At 70.1% G+C, this 25,823-nt stretch carries 24 protein-coding genes and 1 pseudogene; 4 read left to right on the top strand and 21 right to left on the bottom strand.

Features of this window, described 5'->3' with window-relative positions:
- Window positions 1-12: 12 nt before the first annotated feature.
- The gene (locus OG741_RS31770) at window positions 13-804 is read left to right on the top strand and encodes an SDR family NAD(P)-dependent oxidoreductase (RefSeq protein WP_405603483.1); all 792 of its coding nucleotides are present in this window, start codon (window positions 13-15) and stop codon (window positions 802-804) included.
- A gap of 58 nt (window positions 805-862) precedes the next feature.
- Here OG741_RS31770 and OG741_RS31765 read toward each other — a convergent pair whose 3' ends face one another.
- The 8 genes from OG741_RS31765 to OG741_RS31730 form a co-directional block, all read right to left on the bottom strand.
- Window positions 863-2,386, bottom strand: a complete 1,524-nt coding sequence (locus OG741_RS31765) for an NCS1 family nucleobase:cation symporter-1 (protein ID WP_405603482.1) — start codon at window positions 2,384-2,386, stop codon at window positions 863-865.
- Window positions 2,387-2,400: 14 nt separating this feature from the next.
- Window positions 2,401-3,402, bottom strand: coding sequence for a TIGR03842 family LLM class F420-dependent oxidoreductase (locus tag OG741_RS31760; RefSeq protein ID WP_405603480.1), 1,002 nt, complete (start codon window positions 3,400-3,402; stop codon window positions 2,401-2,403).
- 12 nt (window positions 3,403-3,414) lie between these two features.
- Window positions 3,415-4,821, bottom strand: a complete 1,407-nt coding sequence (hydA, locus tag OG741_RS31755; RefSeq protein WP_405603478.1) for a dihydropyrimidinase — start codon at window positions 4,819-4,821, stop codon at window positions 3,415-3,417.
- 32 nt (window positions 4,822-4,853) lie between these two features.
- Window positions 4,854-6,137, bottom strand: a complete 1,284-nt coding sequence (locus OG741_RS31750) for an aspartate aminotransferase family protein (protein WP_405603476.1) — start codon at window positions 6,135-6,137, stop codon at window positions 4,854-4,856.
- Window positions 6,134-6,976 (bottom strand): nitrilase-related carbon-nitrogen hydrolase, encoded by an 843-nt coding sequence (locus OG741_RS31745; RefSeq protein ID WP_266482895.1) that lies wholly within the window; start codon window positions 6,974-6,976, stop codon window positions 6,134-6,136. Before OG741_RS31745 ends, OG741_RS31750 begins: the two co-directional genes overlap by 4 nt.
- A 234-nt stretch (window positions 6,977-7,210) precedes the next feature.
- A complete protein-coding gene (locus tag OG741_RS31740; protein WP_405603474.1) occupies window positions 7,211-8,806 on the bottom strand; it encodes a hypothetical protein in 1,596 nt (531 codons plus the stop codon).
- Window positions 8,807-8,911: 105 nt separating this feature from the next.
- Window positions 8,912-9,292: a PPOX class F420-dependent oxidoreductase gene (locus tag OG741_RS31735; protein ID WP_405603473.1), complete on the bottom strand. Its 381-nt coding sequence runs from the start codon at window positions 9,290-9,292 to the stop codon at window positions 8,912-8,914.
- Between the two features lie 277 nt (window positions 9,293-9,569).
- Window positions 9,570-9,827 carry a helix-turn-helix domain-containing protein gene (locus tag OG741_RS31730; RefSeq protein ID WP_405603471.1) on the bottom strand — a complete coding sequence of 86 codons (258 nt, stop codon included), beginning with the start codon at window positions 9,825-9,827 and terminating at the stop codon, window positions 9,570-9,572.
- A 55-nt stretch (window positions 9,828-9,882) separates the two neighbouring features.
- Here OG741_RS31730 and map point away from each other — a divergent pair, with 55 nt between their 5' ends.
- Window positions 9,883-10,650, top strand: coding sequence for a type I methionyl aminopeptidase (gene map, locus OG741_RS31725; RefSeq protein WP_405603470.1), 768 nt, complete (start codon window positions 9,883-9,885; stop codon window positions 10,648-10,650).
- Window positions 10,651-10,656: 6 nt separating this feature from the next.
- Here map and ggt read toward each other — a convergent pair whose 3' ends face one another.
- A complete protein-coding gene (gene ggt / locus OG741_RS31720) occupies window positions 10,657-12,486 on the bottom strand; it encodes a gamma-glutamyltransferase (protein ID WP_405603468.1) in 1,830 nt (609 codons plus the stop codon).
- A gap of 105 nt (window positions 12,487-12,591) precedes the next feature.
- Here ggt and OG741_RS31715 point away from each other — a divergent pair, with 105 nt between their 5' ends.
- Complete coding sequence (locus tag OG741_RS31715; RefSeq protein ID WP_405603467.1) at window positions 12,592-13,335, top strand: hypothetical protein; 744 nt, start codon at window positions 12,592-12,594, stop codon at window positions 13,333-13,335.
- Here the strand turns inward: OG741_RS31715 and OG741_RS31710 are convergent.
- Complete coding sequence (locus OG741_RS31710; protein WP_405603466.1) at window positions 13,332-14,657, bottom strand: cytochrome P450; 1,326 nt, start codon at window positions 14,655-14,657, stop codon at window positions 13,332-13,334. The two genes, OG741_RS31715 and OG741_RS31710, sit on opposite strands and share 4 nt — an antisense overlap.
- A gap of 28 nt (window positions 14,658-14,685) precedes the next feature.
- Window positions 14,686-15,228 carry a PH domain-containing protein gene (locus OG741_RS31705; RefSeq protein WP_405603465.1) on the bottom strand — a complete coding sequence of 181 codons (543 nt, stop codon included), beginning with the start codon at window positions 15,226-15,228 and terminating at the stop codon, window positions 14,686-14,688.
- Between the two features lie 166 nt (window positions 15,229-15,394).
- On the opposite strand from OG741_RS31705, the gene OG741_RS31700 reads away from it, so the two are divergent.
- Entirely contained in the window at window positions 15,395-16,984 is a 1,590-nt protein-coding gene (locus OG741_RS31700) for a CocE/NonD family hydrolase (RefSeq protein ID WP_405603464.1), read from the top strand.
- Between the two features lie 46 nt (window positions 16,985-17,030).
- On the opposite strand, the pseudogene OG741_RS31695 reads toward OG741_RS31700, so the two are convergent.
- The 10 genes and pseudogenes from OG741_RS31695 to OG741_RS31650 all read right to left on the bottom strand — a co-directional run.
- A pseudogene (locus OG741_RS31695) lies at window positions 17,031-17,189 on the bottom strand (amino acid ABC transporter permease); the annotation flags it as partial.
- A gap of 278 nt (window positions 17,190-17,467) precedes the next feature.
- Window positions 17,468-17,914 carry a DUF6278 family protein gene (locus OG741_RS31690; RefSeq protein ID WP_405603462.1) on the bottom strand — a complete coding sequence of 149 codons (447 nt, stop codon included), beginning with the start codon at window positions 17,912-17,914 and terminating at the stop codon, window positions 17,468-17,470.
- A gap of 58 nt (window positions 17,915-17,972) precedes the next feature.
- Window positions 17,973-18,752, bottom strand: coding sequence for an exodeoxyribonuclease III (locus OG741_RS31685; protein WP_405603460.1), 780 nt, complete (start codon window positions 18,750-18,752; stop codon window positions 17,973-17,975).
- 44 nt (window positions 18,753-18,796) lie between these two features.
- A complete protein-coding gene (locus OG741_RS31680; RefSeq protein ID WP_405603458.1) occupies window positions 18,797-19,429 on the bottom strand; it encodes an MBL fold metallo-hydrolase in 633 nt (210 codons plus the stop codon).
- Between the two features lie 47 nt (window positions 19,430-19,476).
- On the bottom strand, window positions 19,477-20,775 hold the full coding sequence (gene pcaC, locus OG741_RS31675; RefSeq protein WP_405603456.1) for a 4-carboxymuconolactone decarboxylase: 1,299 nt from the start codon (window positions 20,773-20,775) through the stop codon (window positions 19,477-19,479).
- 36 nt (window positions 20,776-20,811) lie between these two features.
- Window positions 20,812-21,390, bottom strand: coding sequence for a hypothetical protein (locus tag OG741_RS31670; RefSeq protein WP_405603455.1), 579 nt, complete (start codon window positions 21,388-21,390; stop codon window positions 20,812-20,814).
- A 2-nt stretch (window positions 21,391-21,392) separates the two neighbouring features.
- Entirely contained in the window at window positions 21,393-22,550 is a 1,158-nt protein-coding gene (locus OG741_RS31665) for an ROK family glucokinase (RefSeq protein ID WP_405603453.1), read from the bottom strand.
- Window positions 22,551-22,889: 339 nt separating this feature from the next.
- Complete coding sequence (locus OG741_RS31660; protein WP_405603452.1) at window positions 22,890-23,717, bottom strand: ATP-binding cassette domain-containing protein; 828 nt, start codon at window positions 23,715-23,717, stop codon at window positions 22,890-22,892.
- The gene (locus tag OG741_RS31655) at window positions 23,714-24,769 is read right to left on the bottom strand and encodes an ABC transporter permease (protein WP_405603450.1); all 1,056 of its coding nucleotides are present in this window, start codon (window positions 24,767-24,769) and stop codon (window positions 23,714-23,716) included. The genes OG741_RS31660 and OG741_RS31655 overlap by 4 nt, the downstream gene beginning before the upstream one ends.
- Window positions 24,766-25,779, bottom strand: a complete 1,014-nt coding sequence (locus OG741_RS31650; RefSeq protein WP_405603449.1) for a sugar ABC transporter substrate-binding protein — start codon at window positions 25,777-25,779, stop codon at window positions 24,766-24,768. The genes OG741_RS31655 and OG741_RS31650 overlap by 4 nt, the downstream gene beginning before the upstream one ends.
- Window positions 25,780-25,823 lie beyond the last annotated feature (44 nt).

Below are 25,823 nucleotides of genomic sequence, written 5' to 3'. Positions count from 1 at the left end.
GAGGGTAACCAGATGCGCATCACCGGAGCAACCGTTCTGCTGACCGGGGTCACCGGCGGCATCGGCGGCGCACTCGCCGCCGAACTGTCCGCCAAGGGCGCGAAGTTGGTGCTGACCGGCCGCCGCCGCGAGGCCCTGGAGCCGCTCGCCGACCGCTATGGGGCGCGCACGATCCTCGCCGACCTCGCGGACGACGACGATGTACGGCGGCTCGCGGACGAGGCCGCCGGTACGGACATCCTGATCCCCAACGCCGCACTGCCCTCCAGCGGTGAGCTGCTGGACTACACGCCGGAGCAGATCGACCGCGCCATCGCGGTCAACTTCCGCGCTCCCGCGCTCCTGGCGCGGCTGCTCGCCCCCGCCATGGTCGAGGCGGGCCGGGGCCACATAGCCTTCGTCGGCTCGCTCTCCGGCAAGGCGGCGACCAAGTCCTCGTCGCTGTACAGCGGAACCAAGTTCGCGCTGCGCGGCTTCTCGCTCGCTCTGCGCCAGGATCTGCACGGCACGGGTGTCGGCGTGTCGATCGTCCAGCCCGGTTTCGTACGGGACCTGGGGATGTTCGCGGCGACCGGCTCGGGGACTCCCGCAGGTGTGCGTACGGTCTCGCCGCGGCAGGTTGTGAACGGTGTGGTGCGGGCCGTCGAGCGCGATGTCGCCGAAATCAATGTCGCACCGCTGGAGTTGAAGATCCTCAGCGCGATCGCAGGCCAGTTCCCGGGCTTCGCCGAACGGGTCCAGCGGCGGTCGGGGGCCGAGCCGACGATCCGCAAGATCGTGGAGTCCCAGCGGCCGAGCCGCTGACCGGGCGCGCGGCGCGAGCGGGCACCGATGTGCGCGCTCGCGCCCCTGCGTGCGCCGTTCAGCCTGCGGTCAGCCGGGCCCGCTCCGGCAGCATCAGCACCATGTAGAGCACGAGCGAGGCCCCCAGCCCCACCGCCCAGCCGTAGTCGGCGAGCGGCTTCAGGAACGGGATGAGGCCGTCCTCGGGGAAGGGCCCCTTGCCGGGCGCGGAGTGCGATCCGCCCACCGCAAGTACACCGCCGACCACGAAGGCCGCGACCGCGCGCGGATTCCAGCCGGAGGCGTACCAGTAGCGGCCGCCAGGAGTGTAGAGACCGGGCAGGTCGAGCACGGTGCGGCGGACGACCCAGTAGTCGGCGATGAGGATGCCCGCGACCGTGCCGAGCAGCCCGCCGACCAGACCGAGCCAGGTGAAGATGTAGAGCTCGGGTGTCTCGGTGAGCTTCCACGGCATGATCAGCACCCCGACGACGCCGGTGATCAGCGCTCCCCTACGGAAGTTGATCACCTTCGGCGCGAGGTTCGCCAGGTCGTACGCCGGTGAGACGACGTTCGCCGCGATGTTCACAGAGAGCGTCGCGACCAGCACGGTCACCAGGGCGAAGAGCAGCCCGAAGACATTGTCGGTCTTGGCGGCGAGCTGGACGGGGTCCCAGACGGCCACGCCGTACACGGCCTGCGAGCCGGAGGTGACGAAGACCGACAGCAGGGCGAAGAGCGTCATCGTCGTCGGCAGCCCGAGCGACTGCCCCCAGATCTGGGCCCGTTGACCGGATCCGAAGCGGGTGAAGTCGGGGATGTTCAGGGAGAGGGTCGACCAGAAGGCGATCATCCCCATCAGGGAGGGGAAGAAGACCGTCCAGAAGTCCGGGCCCCAGCCAAGCTTGGACGGCTGGTCGAGCAGCGGGCCGAGGCCGCCCGCCTTCGCGGCGATCCACACCAGCAGCACCAGCGCGCCGACGATGACGAAGGGCGCCGCCCAGTTCTCGAACCGCCGCAGTGCCTCCATCCCCCGGTAGATGATGGCCAGTTCGAGCGCCCAGAAGAGCACGAAGCACACCCACAGCGTCCACGGCTGCCCGCCGACCTCCGCGGCCTCGGCCCAGCCGCCGAAGATCTTGCCGAGCAGGACGAAGATGCCCTGGCCGCCGATCCAGGTCTGGATGCCGAACCAGGCGCAGGCCACCCCCGCCCGGATCAGCGCGGGCAGATTCGCCCCGCGCAGGCCGAAGGAGGCCCGGGCGAGAACGGGGAAGGGGATGCCGTACTTGGGTCCCGCGTGCCCGGTCAGCAGCATCGGGAACAGCACGATCAGATTGGCCAGGGCGATGGTGAACACCGCCTGCTTCCAGTCCATGCCGAGCGTGACGAGTCCGGAGGCGAGCAGCCAGGACGGGATGTTGTGGGCCATGCCGACCCACAGGGCCGCGAAGTTGTACGTCGTCCAGCGGCGCTGCGAGACCGGTACGGGCAGCAGATCGTCGTTGACGAAGCGGTTGTCGGAGGGTGCCGCGCCGGGCGCAAGCTCGACGCGGCCGTCCTGGTCGATTATGGGTTCTCCGGAGGGGACGGTCGCAGTCACAGGCGGCTCGCCCTTCAGCCGTTGAGTGCCGGGATGATCTCGGAGCCGTACGCGTCGATGGTCGCTTCCTTCGCGTCGTGCATGTTGTAGACGGCGAACTGGTCCACGCCCAGTGCGCGCAGCTCCTTCAGCTTCTCGATGTGCGCCTCGGCCGGGCCGAGCAGACAGAAGCGGTCGACGATCTCGTCCGGGACGAAGTCCGTCGACGGGTTCCCGGCGCGGCCGTGGTGGCTGTAGTCGTAGCCCTCGCGCGCCTTGATGTACGAGGTGAGAGCCTCGGGCACCAGGTCGGAGTGCTCGCCGTAACGGGAGACCAGATCGGCGACGTGGTTGCCGACCATCCCGCCGAACCACCGGCACTGCTCGCGGGCGTGCGCCAGGTCGTCACTGACATAGGCGGGCGCGGCGACGCAGATGGTGACGGATGCGGGGTCGCGTCCGGCGTCGGAGGCGGCCGTGCGTACCGCGGAGACCATCGACGCGGTCAGATACGGGTCGGCGAGCTGGAGGATGAACCCGTCGGCCTTCTGGCCCGTGAGCGCCAGTGCCTTCGGCCCGTACGCCGCCATCCACACCGGCAGCTTCCCGTCGCGCACCCACGGCAGCCGCAGCGGCTGCCCGTCGACCTCGGCCTCCCGGCCCTCGGCGAGATCGCGGATGACGCCCATCGCCTCGCCGAGCCGGGCCAGGGTGTTGGGCTTGCGGCCCGCGACGCGCATCGCCGAGTCGCCTCGCCCGATGCCGCACACCGTGCGGTTGCCGAACATGTCGTTCAGCGTCGCGAAGGTGGAGGCGGTGACTTCCCAGGTCCTGGTCCCCGGGTTGGTCACCATCGGCCCGACGTGCATCTGCTGCGTGTGTTCCAGGATCTGGCTGTAGATGACGAAGGGCTCCTGCCAGAGCACCGCCGAGTCGAAGGTCCAGCCGTAGCGGAAGCCGTTGTGTTCCGCGCGCTGCATGAGCGAGACGACGGCCGAGGCCGGCGGGTCGGTCTGCAGGACAAGTCCGAAGTCCATGATGTGGAGCTCCTAGTTCAGGTACTGGCAGGTGCCGCGGGGGGTGTACTGGCCGTGTCCCGCCCGGCCGGTGAACTCCCGCTGGTCGATGACCACTTCGCCGCGCGAGAGCACGGTCTCCACCTGGCCGGTGATCCGCTTGCCCTCGTAGGCGGAGTAGTCGACGTTCATGTGGTGCGTCTCGACGGAGAGAGTCTGTTCGGCGTGCGGGTCGTAGATGACGACATCGGCGTCGGCGCCGGGGGCGATGGTGCCCTTCTTGGGGTAGAGGCCGAACATCCGGGCCGGTGTGGCGCAGGCGATCTCGATCCAGCGCCGGCGGGTGATGTGCCCGTCCAGGACGGCCTGGTGCAGCAGGTCCATCCGGTTCTCCACGCCCGGCAGCCCGTTGGGAATCTTGGAGAAGTCCCCGCGGCCCAGCTCCTTCTGGCCGCTGAAGCAGAACGGGCAGTGGTCGGTGGAGACGACCTGGAGGTCGTTCGTCCTCAGCCCCCGCCAGAGTGCCGCCTGGTGCTCGCGCGGCCGCAGTGGCGTCGAGCAGACGTACTTGGCGCCCTCGAAGTTCGGCTCGGCGAGATTGTCGGTGGACAGGAAGAGGTACTGCGGGCAGGTCTCGCCGAAGACGTTGAGACCCTTGTCGCGGGCGGCCGCGAGCTCGGCGACCGCCTCGTCGGCCGACACATGGACGACGTAGAGCGGGGCGCCGGCGACCCGGGCGAGCTGGATGGCGCGGTGGGTGGCCTCCGCCTCCAGCAGGACCTGGCGCACCTCGCCGTGGTAGCGCGGGTCGGTGCGGCCCTGGGCGAGTGCCTGTTCCACCAGGACGTCGATCGCGATGCCGTTCTCGGCGTGCATCATGATCAGCCCGCCGTTGGTGGCGGAGCGCTGCATGGCCCGCAGGATCTGCCCGTCGTCGCTGTAGAAGACGCCCGGGTAGGCCATGAAGAGCTTGAAGGAGGTGATGCCCTCCGCCACCAGGTGGTCCATCTCCTTCAGCGAGGACCCGTTCACGTCCGAAAGGATCATGTGGAAGCCATAGTCGATGGCGCAGTTGCCGTCGGCCTTGGCGTACCAGGCGTCGAGTCCTTCGCGCAGGGCATGGCCGACCGACTGCACGGCGAAGTCGACGATGGTGGTCGTGCCGCCCCAGGCGGCTGCCCGGGTGCCGGTCTCGAAGGTGTCGGAGGCGGAGGTCCCGCCGAACGGCAGCTCCATATGCGTGTGCGCGTCGACGCCGCCCGGGATGACGTACTTGTTGGTCGCGTCGATGATGCGGTCGGCGGTCCAGCCCTCGGCCACGGCGGAGGCGTGCGCCGCGAGAGCGGCGATCCGGCCGTCCTCGATCAGTACGTCGGCGTGGATCTCGTCCGCGGCGGTGACGACCAGGCCGCCGCGGATCAGGGTGCGGGTGCTGCTCATGGTGGTGCGCTCCCTTTCGTGCCTACGGTCGACTACGCGTTGTGCAGGGCCTGTTCGAGGATGACGGCGCCCTCTTCCGCCTCGGAGACGGTCAGTGAGAGCGGCGGGGCGATCCGCAGGACGCTGGTGTTGTGGCCGCCGCCCTTGCCGATCAGCAGGCCGCCCTCGCGCGCGGCCTCCAGGACGGCCGATGCCGCCTGTGGGTTCGCCTCGTCGGTGCCGGGTTTGACCAGCTCGATGCCGATCATCAGGCCGCGGCCGCGTACTTCGCGTACGGCGGCGATGCCCGCCCCGATGGCTCGCAGCCGCTCGATCAGCAGGCCGCCGACGCGGCGAGCGTTGCCCTGGAGGTCGTGCTCCAGCAGATACGAGAGGTTGGCGATGCCCGCCGCCATGGTGACCGGGGAGCCGCCGAAGGTCGAAATGGAGTTGGCGTCCAGGGAGTTCATGACCTCGGCGGATGCGACGACACCGCCGATCGACATGCCGTTGCCGATTCCCTTGGCGAAGGTGAGCATGTCCGGCGGCCCGCAGTCGGCGTGCGCCTGCCAGCCCCAGAAGTGCTCGCCGGTGCGGCCCCAGCCGGTCTGCACCTCGTCGGCGATCCAGAGGATGCCGTGCCGGTTCAGGACCTCGCGGAACGCGGCGTACAGGCCGTCGGGCGGGGATGTGAAGCCGCCGACGCCCTGGATGGGCTCGGCGATCAGCGCCGCGACCGAGCCGCGGGTCTGGCCGAGGATGTCCTCCAGGTCCGCGACGCAGGCCTCGATGAACTGCGCGTCGGAGAGCTGGGCGTAGGGGCCGCGGGTGCGGACGCCGCCGTGCACGTACAGCGTCTGCAGCGGGGAGAGACTGGTCGGCGACCAGCCCCGGTTGCCGGTGATACCGACCGCCGAGAAGGACCGGCCGTGGTAGCTGTTGCGCATCGCCAGGACCTGGTTGGACCGGCGGTATCCGGTCGCCAGCAGCAGGGCGGTGTCATTGGCCTCGGTGCCGGAGGTGGTGAAGAAGACCCGGGCGTCGGGGATGCCGGAGAGGGTCGCGATCCGCTCGGCGAGCTCGACCATCGGGCGGTTGAGATACAGCGTGGACGAGTGGACGATCCGCCCGGCCTGCTCGCTGACGGCCTTGGTGACCTCGGGCAGGGCGTGGGCGGTCATGGTGGTGAGGATGCCGCCGAAGAAGTCGAGGTAGCGGTTGCCGTCCGCGTCCCAGACATGGCGGCCCTCGCCGTGCGTGATCTCGACCGGCTGCTTGTAGTAGAGGGCGACCCAGTCCGGGATGACGGCCCGGTGCCGGTCGTACAGGCTGGTCACGGCTGCACCAGCCCCTCGTACGCGTCCGGGCGGCGATCGCGGTAGAAGGCCCACTGCTGGCGTACGACATCGATCAGGTCGAAGTCGAGGTCGCGTACGAGCAGTTCCTCCTCCTTGTCACTGCCCACCTCACCGACGAACTGGCCCCGGGGGTCGACGAAATAGCTGGTGCCGTAGAAGTCGTTCTCGCCGTACTCCTCCTGGCCGACGCGGTTGATCGCGGCGATGAAGTATTCGTTCGCGACGGCGGACGCGGGCTGCTCCAGCTGCCAGAGGTACGCGGAGAGGCCACGCGAGGTCGCGGAAGGGTTGTAGACCAACTGGGCTCCGTTCAGGCCCAGTTGACGCCAGCCTTCCGGGAAGTGCCGGTCGTAGCAGATGTACACCCCCACCCTGCCCACCGCCGTGTCGAAGACCGGCCAGCCCAGATTCCCCGGCTTGAAGTAGTACTTCTCCCAGAAGCCCTTGACCTGGGGAATGTGGTGCTTGCGGTATTTACCGAGGTAAGTGCCGTCGGCGTCGATCACCGCGGCGGTGTTGTAGTAGAAGCCCGCGCCCTCGACCTCGAACACCGGGACCACGATCACCATGCCGGTCTCGCGGGCGAGTTCCTGCATCCGGCGGACGGTGGGGCCGTCCGGGACGGGCTCGGCCCAGCGATAGTGCTCCGGCTCCTGGACCTGGCAGAAATAGGGGGCGTTGAATACTTCCTGGAAACCAATCACTTTCGCGCCCTGGCGGGCCGCCTCACGGGCGTGTTCCTCGTGCTTGGCAATCATGGATTCGGTGTCGCCGGTCCAGGTCGCCTGGACGAGTGCGGCGCGTACGACGTTGGCCATGAGCTGCTCCTTCGACGCGGGGTCAGAGACCCTCTACGCACGTAGATACTTGCGTAGGAGGAGAACGTAAGCCCCGTCACACACTGGGGCAAGACCATCGTCGTTAACCGGCAGAGTCGATCACGTTTCACACCCGAGCGGTCCACATCGAACAGCTTCGGCCCGGGGTGTGTTGATCAGCCGCGGACCAGGCACGGGGCCAGGCACGGGATCAGGCCGCGGGTCAGGCACGCGTCAGGCGCCGAGATGACCCGCTACACGCAGCGCGTGCACAAGATCGCGCTCGTGCGACGTGGAGATCACACGTGCGGCGTCGAGCAGCCGCGGTACCAGCCTGCGGGGGTCGCTGTCGGCGATCCTGACGGCGTCCTCGGCGGAGTGGAGTTGGACGAACGCGGTCAGTAAAGCCCGCGCCTCAAGATCGCGGCCCTCGTCCTCCAGGGCGAGCACGGCCGCGGCGATGTCGTCGGCGGGGCGGGTCACGCCCTGCCGCAGCAGCCGGCTGCTGTCGTCGGTGCGGCCGGCCGCGGCGAGTGCGCCCGCGGCTGCCGCAAGCCTTAAGGCCGGCTGCGATGCGGCCTCCCACAGCAGTGTGGTCCAGTCGGCGGCGAGGCCCGCGCGGTGCAGCTCGGCGGCGAGTACGGGCAGCCAGGGGGCGGGCCAGGCAGCCGCCTCGCAGAGCACGGCGTGCGCCTCGCCGCTGCGGCCCTCGGCCCGCAGACGCCCGAGCGTGGCGACGGTGTCACGGGCAGCCTGCCGAGCCCCGGCAGGGGGTTCGGGCGCGGTGGGCGTCTGCTGCTCCGAGGGGCCACCGCCGAATCGTGCCCCGCGGGGTGTGTCGCCGACGACGGGCAGCACGGGCACGGCGGCGACCTCGTCCCCGCTCCCCTCGACCCCGGCGAACCGGGCGCCGCGGGGGCGCCGCTTCTTCTTGCCGGCGGCGCGTTCCGCGGGGTGCGCGGCCTCCGGAGCCGTCGGGTCCGCCTGGGCGGGCGGGCCGTCGTGGGGTGCGGCGGGCTGGGGCCGGAACCAGTCGTCGGGCAGCGCGGGTACGGCGGGGGCGGGGGCTTCGTACGCGGGGTCAAGGGGCCTGCCCGACTGCGGCGGCACGGTGGCAGCGCTGTTCGCGTCGTACGCAGGCCCTGCGGGCGCGTCCGGCTGCGGCACGGCGGCGGCACCGGCCTCGTACTGCGTGCCTCGCTCCCGGAGATCGGTCCAGCCGTCGGCCTCGGTACCCGGCGCCTCGTACGCCGTACGCGCCGCGAAGCCCGACCACTCCTCCGGCTCCCCGCCGTGCTCGGGTCCGGCCGCCCGCGTCGCGTCCCCGCACAGGGCCGTGTGGCGGGCCCGCAGCTCGCTCACCCGGGCCGTCGCGCGGGCGTAGTCGTCGCGCGTCCACTCCAGTTCGTTGGCCAGCTGTTCCGCCGCCGCGCTGCCCTCCGGCTCCCCCGCCAGGCGGCGCAGCAACTCATCCGCCCGGCCCGTCGCGTACACCTCTTCCCGGAGCATCAGCTCCAGCCGCTCCTCCAGCGCCTCGCGGCCGCCGGGCAGCCGGTCGTGCGCCGCCGCCGAGTCCGCGTGGAGCTGGCGCGCGCGTACGGATTCCAACTCCGCGAACTGCCTGCCGCGCACCCCCGCGAGGTCCTGGAGCAGCGATTCCACCACGTCCCAGGGCGGGATCTCGGTCCCGTCCAGACAGGCCCGCATACCCTCGGGATCACGCTGCCAGAAGATTCCGTACCAGCCGCTGCCCGGGTCGATGAGCGCCGCGAGCCCCTTGAGGTATCGCGCGAACACGCCGGTCTCGACCGGAAGTTGATGCACCGTCATCGCTGCCGCCCCTGCCCCACCGTCGAATGGAACCTTCCAGTCTGGAAGCTTCCAGTCCGTAGGCATTCGACCGCAGCAGTGTTACGACGCTGTCACGCAGTGTTTTCAGATGGTCACCGCGATGCCAGTGTGCGGCCGCTTACCGAGCCGTACGACCATGGCCGGCCAGTCGACGAGCCAGAACTGCCAGGTGTATTTGCGGGAGAGCAGCTTGCGGATGGCGCCCGTCCCCTCGTCGTCCAGCAGCCGCGCCGTACCCTCCACGCTCGGCGCACCCTCCGCCACCCGGCCGCGCGCATCGCAGACCGTGACGGCGACGCGGCTGTTGTTGCGCAGCCGCTTGACCTTCCAGGCGTCGGACCGGGTCCATACGAACAGCTCACCGCCGTCCACGGCGAACCAGACGGGTGTTGCGACGCCTGTCCCGTCCTTGCGGTAGGTGGTGAGGCTGACGTATCTGGCGCTGGCGAAGTCCTCGGCATTCACGCGGCGAGCCTACGCCGGGCGGCAAGCCGTGGGCCCTGCCGGGGGCTGTTCCCCTACCCGCCCCTTCCCGAACTGGGGGCAAGCCCCCAGACCCCCGAATGCGACCTTCGGCCGCATGTCCTCAAACGCCGGACGGGCTGGATATGCGGCCATGCCGCATATCCAGCCCCGCCGGCGTTTGAGGCGCGGGGGTCCGGGGGCGGAGCCCCCGCAAGGGGTCTGGGGCGGAGCCCCAGTTCGGGAAGGGGCGGGTAGGGGAACAGCCCCGCCGCAGGCGTCACGCCGCAGCCCGCGCCCCCGCGCAGCTCACCGCCAGCTCGTCCATGGACAGACCCAGCACCGCCGCCACCGCCGCCACCGTGAAGAACGCCGGCGTCGGCGCGCGACCCGTCTCGATCTTGCGCAAGGTCTCCGCGGACAGCCCCGCCGCCGCCGCCACCTCCACCATGCTCCGGTCACCGCGCGCCCGCCGCAGCAACTGTCCGAGCCGTTCGCCGCGTTCGCGCTCTTGGGGGGTGAGAGGGGTGCGTACCATGGCGTTATTCTAATGCCGGTATTTCAATACCGGAAGAACCGGTATAGTAATTGGCATGATGGAGATCAAAAGCGATACGTCGATCGACGCGATGCGCGAGGCGGGCCGCATCGTGGCCCATGCCCTCACCGCGGTCCGCGAGGCCGCGGCCGTCGGCGTCAGCCTGCGCGAGCTGGACGGCGCCGCCCGCGCGGTCCTCGCCGGGGCCGGAGCCGGTTCGCCCTTCCTCGACTACCGCCCCAATTGGGCGCCCATCCCCTTCCCCGCCGTCATCTGCACCTCCGTCAACGACGCGATCGTGCACGGCATCCCCAACCACTACCGGCTGCGCGACGGCGACCTGGTGAGCATCGACTGCGGCGCGACCCTCGACGGCTGGGTCGGCGACGCGGCCGTCAGCTTCACCGTCGGCCGCGCCCGCCCCGAGGACGAACGCCTGATCGCCACGGCCGAAGAGGCCCTGCAGGCGGGTATCGCCGCGGCCGTCGTGGGCAACCGCATCGGCGACATCGCCCACGCGGTCGGCCGGGTCTGCCGCTCGGCGGGATACGGCATCCCGGACGGCTTCGGCGGCCATGGCATCGGCCGCCATATGCACGAGGACCCGGGCGTGCCCAACGAGGGCCGCCCCGGCCGTGGCATGCCGCTGCGTCACGGCATGGTGCTCGCGATCGAGCCGATGGTGATCGGCGGCGGCACGGACGAGCACCACACGGCGGGGGACGGCTGGACGATCCGTACGACGGACGGCAGCCGTGCCTCCCACGCCGAGCACACGGTGGCGATCACGGACGACGGCCCGCGCATCCTGACCGCGCTCTAGGTCCGGTCAGCCGCCGGACGGATCACCGGACGGATGGACGACCATCGCCGAACCCCCGCCCCTGCGCACCTTCTCGGCCGCCGCCAGCCAGCGCCCGTCGGGCAGTCGCTGAATGCCCGTGGCCGCGCCGATCTCCGGGTTCTGCCGGAAGGCATGGCCGATGGCCTCCAGCTCGGCGCGCAGCGTGCTGTTCCACAGCGCGGGCTCCAGCTCCGTGGTCGTCTGGTTGCGCTGGCTCGCGCGGGGCGCGGCGATCGCCTCGACCAGTGGCAGGCCCCGGTCCAGGTGGCCCGTCAGCGTCTGCAGCACCGTCGTGATGATCGTCGCGCCGCCGGGTGAGCCGAGGGCGAGGATCGGGCGGCCGTTCTCGAGCACGATCGTCGGCGAGATGGACGAGCGCGGGCGCTTGCCCGGGCCCGGCAGATTCGGGTCGTGGACCGCGGGGTTCGCGGGGGCGAAGGAGAAGTCGGTCAGCTCGTTGTTGAGCAGGAACCCGCGGCCCGGCACGGTGATGCCGCTGCCGCCGGTCGACTCGATCGTCAGGGTGTAGGCGACGACATTGCCCCACTTGTCGGCGGCCGTCAGGTGCGTGGTGTTCTCGCCCTCGTACGTGGTGGGGGCGGCCGTTCCCGGCGTACCGCATGCCTCGGGCTCGCGCGGGTCGCCCGGAGCCAGCGGGCTGGTGAGCACCGCGTCGTCCTTGATCAGGCAGCCGCGGGAATCCGCGAAGCGCTGCGACAGCAGCTCCTTCACGGGCACGTCCTCGAAGGCGGGGTCCCCGACCCAGCGCCCCCGGTCGGCGAACGCGATCCGGCTCGCCTCGATGAAACGGTGCAGATACTGCGCCTGCGAGGCCTTCGAAAGGTCGCTCCGCTCCAGGATGTTGAGCGCCTCGCCGACGCTCGTGCCGCCCGAGGAGACCGGCGCCATGCCGTACACGTCCAGACCGCGATAGGCGATCTTGGTGGGCGCGCGCCGGATCGTCTCGTACGACCGCAGATCCCTCTCCGTCAGATCGCCGGGGCGTACCTTGCGCGTCGTACCCGCGGCCACGGGTGGTGTGCGGACCGTGCTGACGATGTCGTCGGCGATGGCGCCGCGATAGAGCGCGCCGACGCCCTTGCGGCCCAGTTCCTTGTACGTGGCCGCCAGGTCTGGGTTCTTGAAGTCGGAGCCGACCACCGGCAGCGCGCCGCCCGGCAGGAAGAGCTCCGCCGTGTCCGGGAAGTCCCGGAATCTCGCCTCGTTGGCCTGGGTCTGGTTTCGGAAGGTGGCGTCGACGGTGAAGCCGTCCTTCGCCAGTCGCTCGGCCGGTTTCAGCAGCGTCCGCAGGGATCTGCTGCCCCAGGCGTCGAGCGCCGACTCCCAGGTCGCCGGAGTGCCGGGAGTGCCGACGCCGAGGCCGCTCGTCATGCCTTCCTCGAAGGGGATCGGCTTGCCGTTCTCCACAAAGAGGGAGGCGTCGGCGGTGCGGGGCGCGGTCTCGCGGCCGTCAATGGTGTGGACCGTGCGGGACTTGGCGTCGTAGTAGACGAAGAAGCCGCCACCACCTATGCCCGCGGAGTACGGCTCGGTGACGCCGAGGGCGGCCGCCGTGGCCACCGCCGCGTCCACGGCGTTGCCGCCGCGCCGCAGCACCTCGATGCCCGCGGCCGAGGCATCGGCGTCGACGCTCGCGACCGCCCCGCCGTAGCCCGCTGCGACGGGCGTCCTGACCGGGCTCCCGGCCGGTGGGGCGTGCGGGGGCGGAGCTGCCGCTCCGATCGAGACCACGGTCGAGACCATGGCCGCGGCAACGGCCAGAACCGGCACATTTCGTGCGGTTGAGCGACGCATCCGTACCTCCAGTCAACGTACGTCCGCGCACTGTAACTTCACCGCCACTGCCCCGTCAGGACCGCCTCGAACAATGGTCCGCAAACACCGCTAACATGCGCGCCCATGACTGACGACGTACGCAACATCGTGCTCGGCGTGTTGGCCGCCGGCATCAGCGCCACTCTCGGCTGGCTCGCCCGCACCTATCTGTGGCGGCGCAGACTCCGCCGCAAGCAGGACTTCTTCGGGCTGCCCGGGAACTCCGAGTCGCTGCTCGTCGTCAATCGCGAGGCCGGCCGGGACGGTTCCGTGCACCGCTTCGACGTCTTCGCGCTGCTCGAACTCTCCGCGCTGATCAAGGACTGCGGGGCGAACGCGCAGATCGTCTGGCACGACATAGCCCAGCAGGGCTTCGGCGAGCGCACGGAATTCTGCGTCGGCGGTCCGGTCTCGAACCGGCGGATGGCCGCGCATCTGCACTCGCTGCTCCCCGGCGTGAAGATCAACACGGATCCGGAGCCGGGCCCCGACCAGGGCGCGTTCCAGATCGGACCGGAGCGCTACCGCATGGAGCCGGGTGTCGCGGAGTACGTCCTGCTCGCCCGGCTCACCGCGGGCCAGGACGCCCGGCCCGTCTTTCTCTTCTGCGGCCAGCGCGCCATCACCAACCAGGCGGCCACCCGCTATCTGGCGCGCCAACACGAGAAGCTCGCCCGCAAGCACGGCGGCAACTCCTTCTGTCTGCTGCTGAAGGTCGTCAACTCCCAGGCGTACGGCGCCGATGTGGTCGAGCTGGTCTCCGATGTGACGCGGACGGCGCAGACTGCTGTCCCCGCCGCGCGCAGTTCCCACCGCGCCGCAACCTAGGAGGTGAGCGGCAGCGACTTCACACCATTGATGAAGTTGGAGACGAGCCGCCGCGGCGGGCCCGCCATCACCAGCGGCGGCAGCAGATCCATCGCTTCCCCGTACAGGATCCGCAGCTGGAGCCGGGCGAAGTGGGCGCCGAGACAGACATGCGGGCCGTCGCCGAAGGAGACATGCGGATTCGGGGAACGGCCGAGGTCGAGCCCGTACGGCTGGTCGAAGACCCGCTCGTCGTAGTTGGCCGAGGCGTGGAAGACGACCACCTTGTCGCCGCCGCGGATGTGCTGCCCGGCGAGCGTGGTGTCGCGGGTCGCGGTCCGGCGGAAGCTGAGGACGGGCGGGTGGCGGCGCAGCAGCTCGTCGACGGCGCGGTCCAGGTCCACGTCACCCGCCCGCAGCCTGCGCTGTTCGTCCGGGTGCTCGGCCAGCGTCAGAAAGCCACCGGGGGCGGCACTGCGCACGGTGTCGTTGCCCGCGACCGTCAACAGGAAGAAGAACATCTCCAGCTCCGCGTCGGAGAGTTCCGACTGCGCGAGCGAGGTCATGACGTCGTCGGCGGGGTTCCTCCGTTTGTACGCGGCGAGCTCCTGGGCGTAGCTGAACATCTCCTGGAGCATGGCCGGTGAGCGGGGGTTGACCGGACGCCCGTCCGTTCCGAGCACCGGCGGCTCGTCGGGGTCCTGGTAGGCGATGACGCGCTCGGTCCACTTCAGCAGCAGCCCGCGGTCGCTCTCCGGGACGCCCAGCAGATCGGAGAGGTTGAGCAGGGCGTAGTCGTCGGTGACGGCGGTGACCAGGTCGAAGGCGGGGCCGCTGTCCCGTGCGGCGGTGAGCAGTTGGCGGGCGCGGGCTCGCGCGGCCACGCCGAACCGGTCGATCCGTCCCGGGGTGAAGGCACGGCTCACCAGCCGTCGCAGGCGCCCGTGGTCCGGCGGGTCCCGGTTGAGCATCATGCGCCGGATGAAGGGCAGGTCGGCCGGGTCGGGGTCGCGAATCTGGGTGGCGCCGAGGTGGGAGGAGAAGGTCCCGGAGTCCTTGAGGACCCCGACCACGTCGGCGTGGCGGGTGACGGCCCAGAACCCGGGGCCCTCGGGCCAGCCGAGGACTTCGTACTCCTGCTGCCAGGCGACGGGGTGGCGGTCGCGGAGCTCACGGAAGGCGGCGTGCGGCAGACCGGCGGCGTAGATCCGCGGGTCGAAGACATCGGGCACGCCCGGACCGGGCTCCCTCGGACCGGCCACGCCCGGACCGCTCTCCCCCGGACCGGGCTCCGTCGGACCGGCCAGGCTCGGATCGGGCTCGCGCTCTTCGGGCCTCGTCATTCCTCCATTGTCGTACGCGGACGCCCGTCTACCGCTGCGTTTCATCCGTGATCGTGATCCCTGTCGGCGCGTACTGCCCGATGGCGTCCAGTAGTTCGGCCGGATCGACATCGAAGACCTGCGTCTCGAAACAGAGCCCGTCGCCACCCGGACGCTCCAGCTCGGGGCCGAGCCTGCGGTGCGCGGCCCGCAGCCGGCAGGTGCGCGGAAGCTTCCCGACGGGAGCCTCGCAGTCGACGAAGACGTAGCCGGAGGAGGCGCTCACCCCTCGGACCGCGGACCAGGGCACGGTTCTGGCGGGCCAGGCCGGCAGCCGTACGGTCAGTCCGTCCGCGTCGACCGTCAGCCCGAGCGGCCGCACGAGGTGCGCGGCGCAGCTGACCGCGATGAGGGCGAGGGGCACGCCGAGCACCGACATGGCGATCCCGCCCGCGGTGCCGTTGGGCCCTTCGACGATCGCCGCCACGGCGATGCCCCATACGACGAGCAACACGAGCGCGGCGACGGGCACCCACTCCACCCGCCGTCTCAGCCGCAGTTGCAGGGTCGTCCGTTCCGTCGTCGCGTCCACAGCGCGAGCGTGCCGCTCCGTCGGCCGGAACACCAGGGGCTCACGCGCCAACTGACACCACGTCCAATAATCGTTACCGTCGCGTAACTTACCGAGGAGTTACCCCAAGTAAGTCCTCAAGGTTACCGTCGGGTCACTTTGCAGTGACACGAGTGAGGAGTGACCCGTGGGACAGTCGCGCAAGGCCCTGCGTACGACGGCGATCGGTACGGTCTCCGTCGCGCTTCTCGCCGGACCGGCCGCCGGGGTGGCTCCCGCCGTCCCGATGGCCGGCAACCAGGCCCAATCCGCCACCGCGGACGTACGGTTCGTCGACATCACCGGTGACGGCGGCACCGTGCTCAAGGCCAATGTCGTCACGCCCGCGGGCTCCGACGGCACGCGCAGATACCCCGTGATCGTGCTGCCCACGAGCTGGGGACTGCCCCAGATCGAATACATCGCGCAGGCCAAGCAGCTCGCCGACTCGGGCTATGTCGTGGTGAGTTACAACACCCGCGGCTTCTGGCAGTCGGGCGGCACCATAGAAGTGGCCGGGCCGCCCGACATCGCCGATGCCTCCAAGGTGATCGACTGGGCGCTCGCGAACACCCCCGCCGACCCCGGCAGGGTGGGCATGGCCGGCGTCTCGTACGGCGCGGGCATCACCCTCCTTGCCGCCGCCCACGACAAGCGCATCAAGGCGGTTGCCGCCCTCAGCGGCTGGGCCGACCTGGTCGAGTCCATCTACAGCGGCCGCACCCAGCATGTGCAGGCCACCGCGATGCTCAGTGGGGCGGGGTATCTCACCGGCCGGCCGAGCGAGGAGTTCAAGCAGATCACGGCGGACTTCTTCTCCTCCAACCTCGCCAAGGAGCAGGAGCTGATCGACTGGGGCAAGAAGCGCTCCCCCGCCACCTATCTGGACCGGATCAACGCCAACGGCACGGCGATCATGCTCGGCAACGCCTGGGGCGACTCGATCTTCCCGCCCAACCAGTACGCCGACTTCTACGAGAAGCTCACCGGTCCCAAGCGCCTGGAGTTCCGCCCCGGCGACCATGCGACGGCGGAAGGCAGCGGTCTGCTCGGTCTGCCCAACGACACCTGGACCAGCGCCCATCGCTGGCTCGACCACTACGTCAAGGGTGCTGACAACGGCATCGACCGCGAGCAGCCGGTCCGCATCAAGTCCCGTTCCACCGGCGGATACGAGAACTACCCCGACTGGAAGTCGGTGGCCGCGACCGAACGGAAGATCGAGCTCGGCGGGTCCAAGCGGATCTTCGCCAATGTCGACTCGGGCGCCAACGGCGGGGTCATCTTCCTGTCCAGCATCCTGGACCAGTTCGCCAAGCTGCCCCCGATGGCCTCGATCCCGCTGCTGCCGCGCCTCTTCGCCGCCGTCTGGAAGTCCGAGCTCTACGGCACCGAGCAGCAGATCCGCGGCACGGCCAGGATGCACACCACGGTCACAAGCACCAAGGAGAGCGGCACCCTCGTCGCATACCTCTACGACGTGGGCCCGCTCGGCCTCGGCAAGCTGGTCAGCAATGCGCCGTACACCTTCCACGGCATGACACCCGGGAAGCCGTTCGCCGTCGACCTGGAGCTCTTCTCCACCGCCTACGACGTCCCGGCGGGCCACCGTCTCGCCCTGGTCGTCGACACTGTCGACCCGCTCTACATCGAGCACAACCCGTCCGGCGCGCAGCTGACCTTCTCCTCGTCCGCAGCCGACCCGTCATATCTGTCGGTCCCGCTGCGCGAGAAGTGATCACCGGCTGCCGCCGGGCGGGAATGGCCCTGAGCTGCTGCTCCCCCTACGGCCTGGGGGCCGTGGGGGGTCCCCCACCCGGCAGCAGCGTCCCTGGTCCGGCCGGAGCCGGATCCGCGGCCTTGGTATGCGGGGAGATCGCCATCACCACGGGGATGAACGGCACATGGTAGTCGAGATCCGGTGGTCGAAGCGGCTGCCGATGGCAGGGTTTCCGCGCGGCGCGGGCGAGAGCGCCGCGGCGTAGGGCGTGTTTGAGAAGTCGCGTCATGGGTCCTGCACCCCCCGTCAGTCCCGCGGCACGTGCACCTGTCCGTCGTACGTGTTGACGTCACGCAGCTCGATCAAAGGATCGACGACCATACGCTGACCTACCCACTCTCGGCTGTGTCGAGGTCCGCGCAAACTATCCAGCCGGACAAGGGACTTCACACTCGACACGCATAAATAGGGCATAAGCCGTATTAATGGAGTCTACGCAGCTCAGGCCTCTGCGGCCTCTGCGTACACCTGAGACAGCTGAGGCGCACCGTTGACCGCCCAGTCCAGGCCCGCCTCCACCACGCTGATCTCCCGGCCGGAGGCGAGCTGCACCACGGGATGACCGCCCGGCCAGATGTGCCAGGCCGCCCCGGGGACCGTGCGGACGATCACCGTGCCGAGGTAGAGACCCGCGTCATTGCCCAGCCAGGGCAGCTCCTCGGGGTCGTCGCGCCAGCGCGGCGGGAGCTGGTCGAGGGCGGCCAACGAGGCGGGGCTGTCGTCCAGTTCGAGCCCTGCCTGCCCTGCTCGGACACGCAGCAGCTCACACTCCGAGAGCAGCTCGGCGATGGCCGCCTCGCGCTCCGGGTCGTACTCCGCGGCGGGCTCACCCTGCACCTGCCCGGCGTCGTGCCGCTTGAGCCAGTTGTCCAAGAAAGGGATGTTCATACCACTCAGCCTCGCATCCCTGCCGCCCGGCGCACCACAGGGCGCGCGTCAACAAACGTCAGATGTCCAGATCCACAACGACAGGCGCATGATCCGACGCGCCCTTGCCCTTGCGCTCCTCGCGGTCGACGTAACTGTCCTTGACCGCCTGGGCGAAAGGATCATTGCCGTAGACCAGGTCGATGCGCATACCGCGGTTCTTGGGGAAGCACAGCTGGCGGTAGTCCCAGTACGTGAACGGGTGGTCGTACTTGAGGGGGCGCGGCACGACGTCGGTGAGGCCCGCCTCCTGGAGCGCGATGAGCGCCGCGCGCTCGGGCGGGGTGACATGCGTCTGCCCCTCGAAGAACTCGCGGTCCCAGACGTCGTCGTCGGTCGGGGCGACATTGAAGTCGCCGAGGACCGCGAAGGGGCGGGCCGCCGCCGCGTCGGAGGCGACCGCCGCCTTCAGGGCCTCGAACCACTGCAGCTTGTACGCGTAGTGCGCGTGCCCGGGCTCGCGGCCGTTCGGCACGTACACCGACATGGCGCGGACCGGGCCGCAGGTCGCGGCGATCGCCCGGGGCTCCTGCACCCCCTCGTACTCCGGGCCGCCGGGCAGGCCCTTGACCACGTCGTCGAGGCCGACCCGGGACACGAGCGCCACGCCGTTCCACCGGCCCGTGGCGTGGACCGCGGACTCGTAACCGAGCTCGCGCAGCTCGTCGGAGGGGAACTGCTCCTCGGTGGTCTTGGTCTCCTGGATGCACAGCACGTCCGTGCCGCTGTTCTCCAGCCAGGCCAGCAGGCGCGGCAGTCGGGCGGTGATCGAGTTGACGTTCCACGTGGCGATGCGCATGCGAAGAGCCTAGCCGGGCGGTCTGACAGCCGGGCCCGCGGCCGTCACAGGTCGGTGCTCGCGCCCGGTGCCAGCCTGCCGTGGTCCGTGCCGCCGAGCTCGCCGATCTGACGGTCGTAGATCGGCCGGGCGAGATCGGTGAGCAGGGCGTCGTGCACGTCGATGGCACGCCGCGGCTTCACCTCGCGCACGTAGTCGATGACCTCGGAGATCTTGCTCCACGGGGCCTGTACGGGGAGCAGCAGCGTCTCGACCGGATGGTCGGGGACGGTGAGGGCGTCACCGGGGTGGAAGACCGAACCGTCCACCAGATAGCCGACGTTGGTGATCCGCGGGATGTCCGGGTGGATCACGGCGTGCAGCTCTCCGTGCACCTGCACGTCGAACCCGGCCGCGGTGAAGGTGTCGCCGTGGCCGACGGTGTGGACGCGGCCGGGGAAGGCCGCCGAGATCTTCCCGGCGACGCTGCGCAGGGTCCAGATCCCGGCGCCCGGGTTCGCCTCCATCGCGGCCCGCAGCCGGTCCTCGTTGAAGTGGTCGGCATGCTCGTGGGTGACCAGGATGACGTCCGCGCCGATGGCGGCGTCCTCTTCACTGAAGGTGCCGGGATCGATGACGAGCGTCTGCCCGTCCTTCTCCAGCCGGATGCAGGCGTGCGTCTTCTTCGTGAGCCTCATGAGCCCATCCTGCTACGCCGTGCCCCGTCCGGCCGGTCGTCAGGGGCTCAGGGGGTGGTCTCCTCCTGGATGACGGCGTGGGCCACGCGGAAGGCGGAGTTCGCCGCCGGGACGCCGCAGTACACGGCCGCGTGGATCAGGACTTCCTTGATCTCGGCGGGGGTGAGTCCGTTGCGCAGCGCCGCGCGGGTGTGGAAGGCGAGCTCGTCCAGGTGCCCGCCCGCGACCAGCGCGGTGAGCGTCACCACGCTGCGGGTGCGTCTGTCGAGGCCCTCACGGGTCCAGACCTCGCCCCAGGCGTAGCGGGTGATCAGCTCCTGGAAGTCGCCGGTGAAGTCGTCGGCGGCGGCCGTCTCCCGGTCGACGTGCGCGTCGCCGAGCACCTCGCGGCGCACCTTCATCCCGGCGACGTACGGATCGGGGCGTCCCTGCTGCACCGCCTCGGGCTGCGCGGGCGAGGCGGGGGCGATCTCCCCGATGGGCGTGACCGGGGCGGACAGGGCGGGTGTGATCGGCGAGGCCGGGATCGGGGTGAGCCCCGTCGTTGAATCGGATGCGTTCTGCCAGGCGGTCGAGAAGTGGTGTACGAGAAGGTCGGTGACCGCGCCGGGCTGCTCGACGGGGGCGAGGTGCGATGCGCCCGGCACGAGCGCGAGCCGGGCGTCCGGTATACCGGCGACCAGGGTGCGGGCCTCGGCGGGCCCGGTGACCTGGTCCTCGGAGCCGACCAGGACGAGGGTCGGGACGCCGACGTGGCCGAGTTCGCCGCGTACGTCGAAGGCCGCGAGCGCCTCGCAGGCGGCGATGTAGCAGCCGGGGTCGGTGGTGCGGACCATCTGGACCGCCCACTCGACGATGGCGGGCTGGGCGGCGGCGAAGCCGTGCGTGAACCAGTGCTCGGGCGCGCTGCGGGCCATCGGGTCCAGACCGTTGGTCCGCACGATCACACCGCGCTGGCGGAACTCGTCGGCGGTCCCGAACCGCGGCGAGGCGGCCACCAGCGCGAGGGAAGCCACCCGGTGCGGGTGGCGCAGCGCCAGCTCCACGCCGATCGCGCCGCCGATGGAACAGCCGGCGTAGCCGAAGAACTGGATGCCCAGCCCGTCGAGGGTCGCGAGCAGCCGGTCGGCGAGCTCGGCGACGGAGGTCGCGGGGAGGGCGGGGGCACCGCCGTGGCCGGGCAGATCGAAGCGGAACACCCGCCACCGGCGGGAGAGATCGGCTATCTGCCGGTCCCACATGTGCCATGTGGTCCCGAGGGAGGGACCGAGGATGAGTACGGGTGCGTCGTCCGGACCGTCGATCCGGTACTGCAGGGTCTTCGGGGGCGTCTGCGTCTCACTCACCCGCTCCACGTTAATGACTGGAGGCACGGCCTCCGGTCAGGGGGTCGCTGTCGAGACAACAAAGACCATGGGGCGGGAGGTGTCGGTCAGATCGACGGTGATGTCCTGGGAGGGACGGGGGTCCTTCTGCGTATGGCTGGTGCCCGCCCACTCGCCCTCGCTGGCGCCGAAGCGCCAGGCGACGGTCTCGGCGTCGCGCGCGCCGATGCTGACCTTGCCGTCGTCCAGCTGCGCGCGGCTCGTGCCGACGCCCTTGAGGAACTGGTCGAGCCCGGCGGAGGTCGTACGGAACTGCACGTACAGCCGGCTGGTCTTCCAGTTGCTCGTCTCGTAGTACGCGACCTGCGTGGACTTCTCCGGGATCGGCACCTCGAAGATGCGGCGCTTCATCTGGGAGGGCCAGGTGTTGCGCAGACCGGTGGCCGAGGACTCCGACTCCTTGTCCCGCCCGCTGTCACGACTCTGCTCCGCGGAGATCACCAGATAGCCGGCCGGGATGCCGACGAGGAGCACGATGGTGATCGCCGTCAGCCAGCGACGGAGCACCATGTGGCGGTGGTTCTCAGGGGGGCGGACGCTCTCGTCCGTTGCGGTGGACTGGCGGGGCAGGGTCATGACTACGGTTCCTGGGTGGGGCGGATGGTGCCGTTGCGGATGGCCTGCGCATAGCGCTCGTAACGCTCTTGGCGCTCCACACGGCGCCGGTTGGCCCGGCGGAAACGGCGGGCCACGAGCCGCGCGAGGTCGGCCGCACCGACCATACCTGCCTCCGGGCCGAGCTGGGCCTTGACGATGCGCGCCTCTGGGCGGTAGCCGCGGCCCGTGAGGTGACGGCGGAAGGCGTCCCGGGCGGGGCCGATGAGCAGGTCGTCGGCCGCGCTGACACCGCCGCCGATGACGAAGCAGGACGGGTCGAGGGCGGCCGCGAGATTGGCGATGCCGATGCCGAGCCACTGGCCGATGTCCTGGAAGAGCTCGATGCACATGGCGTCGCCCTCGCGGGCGAGCTCGGTGATGACCGGGCCTGTGATCTCGGGAATGTTCCCGCCGACGCGCTCGATGAGGCCGTGCGCGACCGGGGAGTCGGCGGCGGCGAGCTCACGGGCCTCGCGGACCAGCGCGTTGCCGGAGCTGTACTGCTCCCAGCAGCCGCGGTTGCCGCAGGGGCAGCGGTGGCCGCCGGGCACGACCTGCATATGGCCGAATTCGCCGGCGACGCCGTACTTGCCGCGCTTGACCCGGCCGTCCTCCAGGATCGCGCCGCCGATACCCGTGCCAAGGGTGATCATGACCAGGTGGTCCTCGCCGCGGCCCGCACCGAAGCGCCACTCGGCCCAGGCGGCGGTGTTGGCGTCGTTGTCGACCAGGACGGGGACGGCGAGCCGGGCCGAGAGGGCGTCGCGCAGGGGCTCGTTGCGCCAGGCCAGATGGGGTGCGAAGAGCACCTTGGAACGGTCGGCGTCGACCCAGCCCGCCGCGCCGATGCCCACCGCGTGCACGTCGTGCCGGTCGGACAGGTCGAGGACCAGCTCGCAGATGGTGTCCTCGACGACCTTGGGGCTCTTGGACTTGTCCGGCGTCTCCGTACGGACCTTCTCAAGGATCACGCCGTCGGCGTCGACGACACCCGCCATCACCTTCGTACCGCCGATGTCGATGCCGACGGTGGGGACGCGGGGCGCGGTGAGATGCGAGCGCCGCTCGCGGGTGCCGACGGTCTTCAGGACGGTGGCGCGGGCGGAGCCGCGGTGCGCGAAGTCGCGGTAGGTGCTCATGTCCCTGCGGGGTCTCGGGGGCGGGGCCGGTGGCTGTCATGTCCCCGGCGGTGGGCAGTGCCCACCGGGGCCGATTCTGCCATCCGGCGGGGCGGGGCGCCGTGTGCCGGGGGGCGGTGCCGCTGCGAGGGGCTGTTCCCCTACCCGCCCTCCCCCAGACTCCGTCCGGGGGGACCCCCAACCTCCCCGCCCTCAAACGCCGGAGGGGCTGAAGGTGCGGCTCGGCCGCACATCTCAGCCCGTCCGGCGTTTGAGGACACGCCCGAAGGCGTACCGGGGTCGGGGGGCTTGCCCCCAGTTCGGGAAGGGGCGGGTAGGGGAACAGCCCCGCCGCAGGCGCTACGACGCCCCGCCCTCGCCCTTCACCGGGTGGCCCCCCAGATGCGTCGGCACCGGCGCCCTCTCCAGCTCGTGCCTCAGGTCCTCCAGCTCGCTCCCGCCCGCCATCTGGCGCGTCAGCTCGTCCAGCGTCACCGAGCTCTTCGTGTGGCTGGCGGACATCGTGCCGCGCTTGAGCAGGATGAAGCGGTCCCCGACCAGATACGCGTGGTGCGGGTTGTGGGTGATCAGCACCACACCCAGCCCCGCATCCCGCGCGGCGGCCACGTACTTCAGCACCACACCGGACTGCTTCACACCGAGCGCGGCCGTCGGCTCGTCCAGGACCAGGACCTTCGCGCCGAAGTACACGGCCCGGGCGATCGCCACGCACTGCCGCTCGCCGCCCGAGAGCGTGCCGATGGGCTGGTCGACATCGCGCAGGTCGATGCCCATGCGCAGCAGCTCGGACCGGGTCGTCTCGCGCATCTGATCGACGTCGAGGCGCTTGAAGGGACCGACACCCTTCGTCGGCTCGGAGCCGAGGAAGAAGTTCCGCCAGACCGGCATCAGCGGTACGACGGCGAGGTCCTGGTAGACCGTGGCGATACCGCGGTCCAGCGCCTCGCGCGGGCTGGCCAGGCTCGCCTGCTCGCCCTCGATGAGGAAGGTTCCGGCGTCGTGCTGGTGCAGACCCGCGATGATCTTGATCAACGTGGACTTGCCCGCGCCGTTGTCGCCGAGTACGCAGGAGATCTCCCCGGCGTGCACCTCCAGCGAGACGCCCTCCAGGGCGCGGATGTTGCCGTAGTACTTACTGACGTTGTCGAGCTCGACGAGGGCCGTCATTTGCTTGCCTCCGCACGCTTGCGGACCCATGCGTTGAGCAGGGTGGCGAGAAGGAGCATCGCTCCGAGGAAGAACTTGAACCAGTCCGGGTTCCACTCCGCGTACACGATGCCCTTGCTGGTCATGCCGAAGATGAACGCACCGACCGCCGAGCCGATCGCCGAGCCGTAGCCGCCGGTGATCAGGCAGCCGCCGATGACGGCCGCGATGATGTACGTCAGCTCGTTGCCGACACCTTCGCCGGACTGCACCACGTCGAAGGAGAACAGCAGATGCTGGCCGGAGACCCAGGCGGCGAAAGCGACGCCCATGTACAGGCCGATCTTGGTCCTGTTGACCGGGACACCGACCGCGCGGGCCGCGTCGGCGCCGCCGCCGACCGCGAAGATCCAGTTGCCGAAGCGGGTACGCAGCAGGATCCACGTGGCCAGGGCGACCAGCGCGAACCACCACAGGATGGTGACCTTGAGGGTGACGTCACCGAGGGTGAGCTGCGAGGCGAAGATCTTCTTCGCTGAGCCGAACCCCTCCATGTCGGCGATGGACTTCGTCGAGACCGTCTCGCTGATCAGCTTGGTGAAGCCGAGGTTGAGGCCGGTCAGCATCAGGAACGTGCCGAGCGTGATGATGAAGCTGGGCAGTTTCGTACGGGTCAGCATGAAGCCGTTGAAGACCCCGATGGCCAGCGTGACCAGCAGTGAGACAAAGACGCCGACCCAGACGTTCGCCGTCATCTGGTAGCTGAACATCGAGGAGATCAGCGCGGAGCTGGTCACCAGGACACCGGCCGACAGGTCGAACTCGCCGCCGATCATCAGCAGCGCGACCGGTACGGCCATGATGCCGAGCGTCGATGCCGCGTACAGGACGGTGGACAGGCTGGACGCCTGCAGGAAGGAGTCCGCGACGATCGAGAAGAAGATGAAGACCGCGACGGCGCCGACGACCGAGCCCAGTTCGGGTCTGCCCATCAGCTTGCGCAGGGGCGAGGTGCGCAGCAGTCGCTCGTCGGTCTTCTGTGGTGGTGTGGCAGGTGGTGCGGTCGCACTCATCGTGTCCCCCGCTCTGTGTATTCCTTCAGCTCGGCGGCGTCGGTCTTGGTGATGATCTGAGGTCCGGTCAGGACGGGCCGCCCGCCGCCGAGCATGTTGGCGTTGTACTTGTAGAGCCACAGCAGGTCGACGGCCTGGTACCCCTGGAGATAGGGCTGCTGGTCGACGGCGAAACCGAGCGTCCCGGCCTTCAGTTCGGTGGCCACCTTGGCGTTGAGGTCGAAGGTGTCGACCTCGGCCGTGCTCTCGGCGGTCTTCTTCGCCTGGACGGCGGCGTCCGCGAACGGTGCGCCCAGCGTGACGACCGCGTCGATGGAGCGGTCGGCCTGGAGCTTGGCCTCGATGGACGCCTGGACGTCGGGCATGTTGGTGCCGTCGACGTAGAGGTTCTGGAGCTCGCCGCCGAAGGTCTTCTTGGCGCCCGCGCAGCGCTGTTCATGGCCGACGTTGCCCTGCTCGTGGAGCACGCACAGGGCCTTCTTGCGGCCGCGCTTGTCGAGTTCGTCGCCGACGGCCTCGCCCGCGACGGACTCGTCCTGCCCGATGTGGGTGAGCGCTCCGTACGCCTTGGACTGCTCGGAGCCCGAGTTGACGGTGATGACGGGGATACCGGCCTTCTCGGCCTTCGCGACGACGTCCTTCATCGCGTCGGGCTTGGCGAGCGAGACGATCAGTCCGTCGACCTTCTTGTCGATGGCCGCCTGGACGAGCTGGGCCTGCTGCTGGCCCTCGTCGTTGTGCGAGTAGAGGAAGTTGATGTTGTCCTTGACGGCGGCCTGCTCCGCGCCGCTCTGGACGATGTCCCAGAAGGTGTCGCCGTCGCCGGAGTGGGTGACCATCGCGAAGGTCCAGCGAGGGGTGGTGACCGCGGACTTGCCGGCCGCGGCCTGCGCCTTGCGGGCGTCGGCCGCGCGCTTGCCGCCCGTGCTGCTGCATCCCGCGAGTGAGGCTCCGAGTACCGCCGCCAGCACCGCGCCCAGCGCGCGTACCCCTGTCCTTGCCCTAGCCACGACGCCGTGCCCTTCTTGCCGTACTCGCTGTGCTTCTCGGTGCG

This window comes from Streptomyces sp. NBC_01410 (assembly GCF_045040195.1).
Lineage (GTDB): Bacteria > Actinomycetota > Actinomycetes > Streptomycetales > Streptomycetaceae > Streptomyces.
Note: the sequence above shows the minus strand (reverse complement) of the source record. Positions and strands in the feature narration are given on the sequence as shown.

Bases quoted from the DNA above. Each gene is read 5' to 3' on its own strand.
- OG741_RS31670 (WP_405603455.1), bottom strand. From the start codon at position 21,390: ATGACCCTGCCCCGCCAGTCCACCGCAACGGACGAGAGCGTCCGCCCC.
- OG741_RS31690 (WP_405603462.1), bottom strand. From the start codon at position 17,914: ATGAACATCCCTTTCTTGGACAACTGGCTCAAGCGGCACGACGCCGGG.
- OG741_RS31660 (WP_405603452.1), bottom strand. From the start codon at position 23,717: ATGACGGCCCTCGTCGAGCTCGACAACGTCAGTAAGTACTACGGCAAC.
- OG741_RS31665 (WP_405603453.1), bottom strand. From the start codon at position 22,550: ATGAGCACCTACCGCGACTTCGCGCACCGCGGCTCCGCCCGCGCCACC.
- OG741_RS31715 (WP_405603467.1), top strand. From the start codon at position 12,592: ATGACTGACGACGTACGCAACATCGTGCTCGGCGTGTTGGCCGCCGGC.
- OG741_RS31745 (WP_266482895.1), bottom strand. From the start codon at position 6,976: ATGGCCAACGTCGTACGCGCCGCACTCGTCCAGGCGACCTGGACCGGC.
- OG741_RS31680 (WP_405603458.1), bottom strand. From the start codon at position 19,429: ATGAGGCTCACGAAGAAGACGCACGCCTGCATCCGGCTGGAGAAGGAC.
- OG741_RS31655 (WP_405603450.1), bottom strand. From the start codon at position 24,769: ATGAGTGCGACCGCACCACCTGCCACACCACCACAGAAGACCGACGAG.
- OG741_RS31685 (WP_405603460.1), bottom strand. From the start codon at position 18,752: ATGCGCATCGCCACGTGGAACGTCAACTCGATCACCGCCCGACTGCCG.
- map (WP_405603470.1), top strand. From the start codon at position 9,883: ATGATGGAGATCAAAAGCGATACGTCGATCGACGCGATGCGCGAGGCG.
- OG741_RS31740 (WP_405603474.1), bottom strand. From the start codon at position 8,806: ATGACGGTGCATCAACTTCCGGTCGAGACCGGCGTGTTCGCGCGATAC.
- OG741_RS31730 (WP_405603471.1), bottom strand. From the start codon at position 9,827: ATGGTACGCACCCCTCTCACCCCCCAAGAGCGCGAACGCGGCGAACGG.
- OG741_RS31760 (WP_405603480.1), bottom strand. From the start codon at position 3,402: ATGGACTTCGGACTTGTCCTGCAGACCGACCCGCCGGCCTCGGCCGTC.
- OG741_RS31710 (WP_405603466.1), bottom strand. From the start codon at position 14,657: ATGACGAGGCCCGAAGAGCGCGAGCCCGATCCGAGCCTGGCCGGTCCG.
- ggt (WP_405603468.1), bottom strand. From the start codon at position 12,486: ATGCGTCGCTCAACCGCACGAAATGTGCCGGTTCTGGCCGTTGCCGCG.
- hydA (WP_405603478.1), bottom strand. From the start codon at position 4,821: ATGAGCAGCACCCGCACCCTGATCCGCGGCGGCCTGGTCGTCACCGCC.
- OG741_RS31770 (WP_405603483.1), top strand. From the start codon at position 13: ATGCGCATCACCGGAGCAACCGTTCTGCTGACCGGGGTCACCGGCGGC.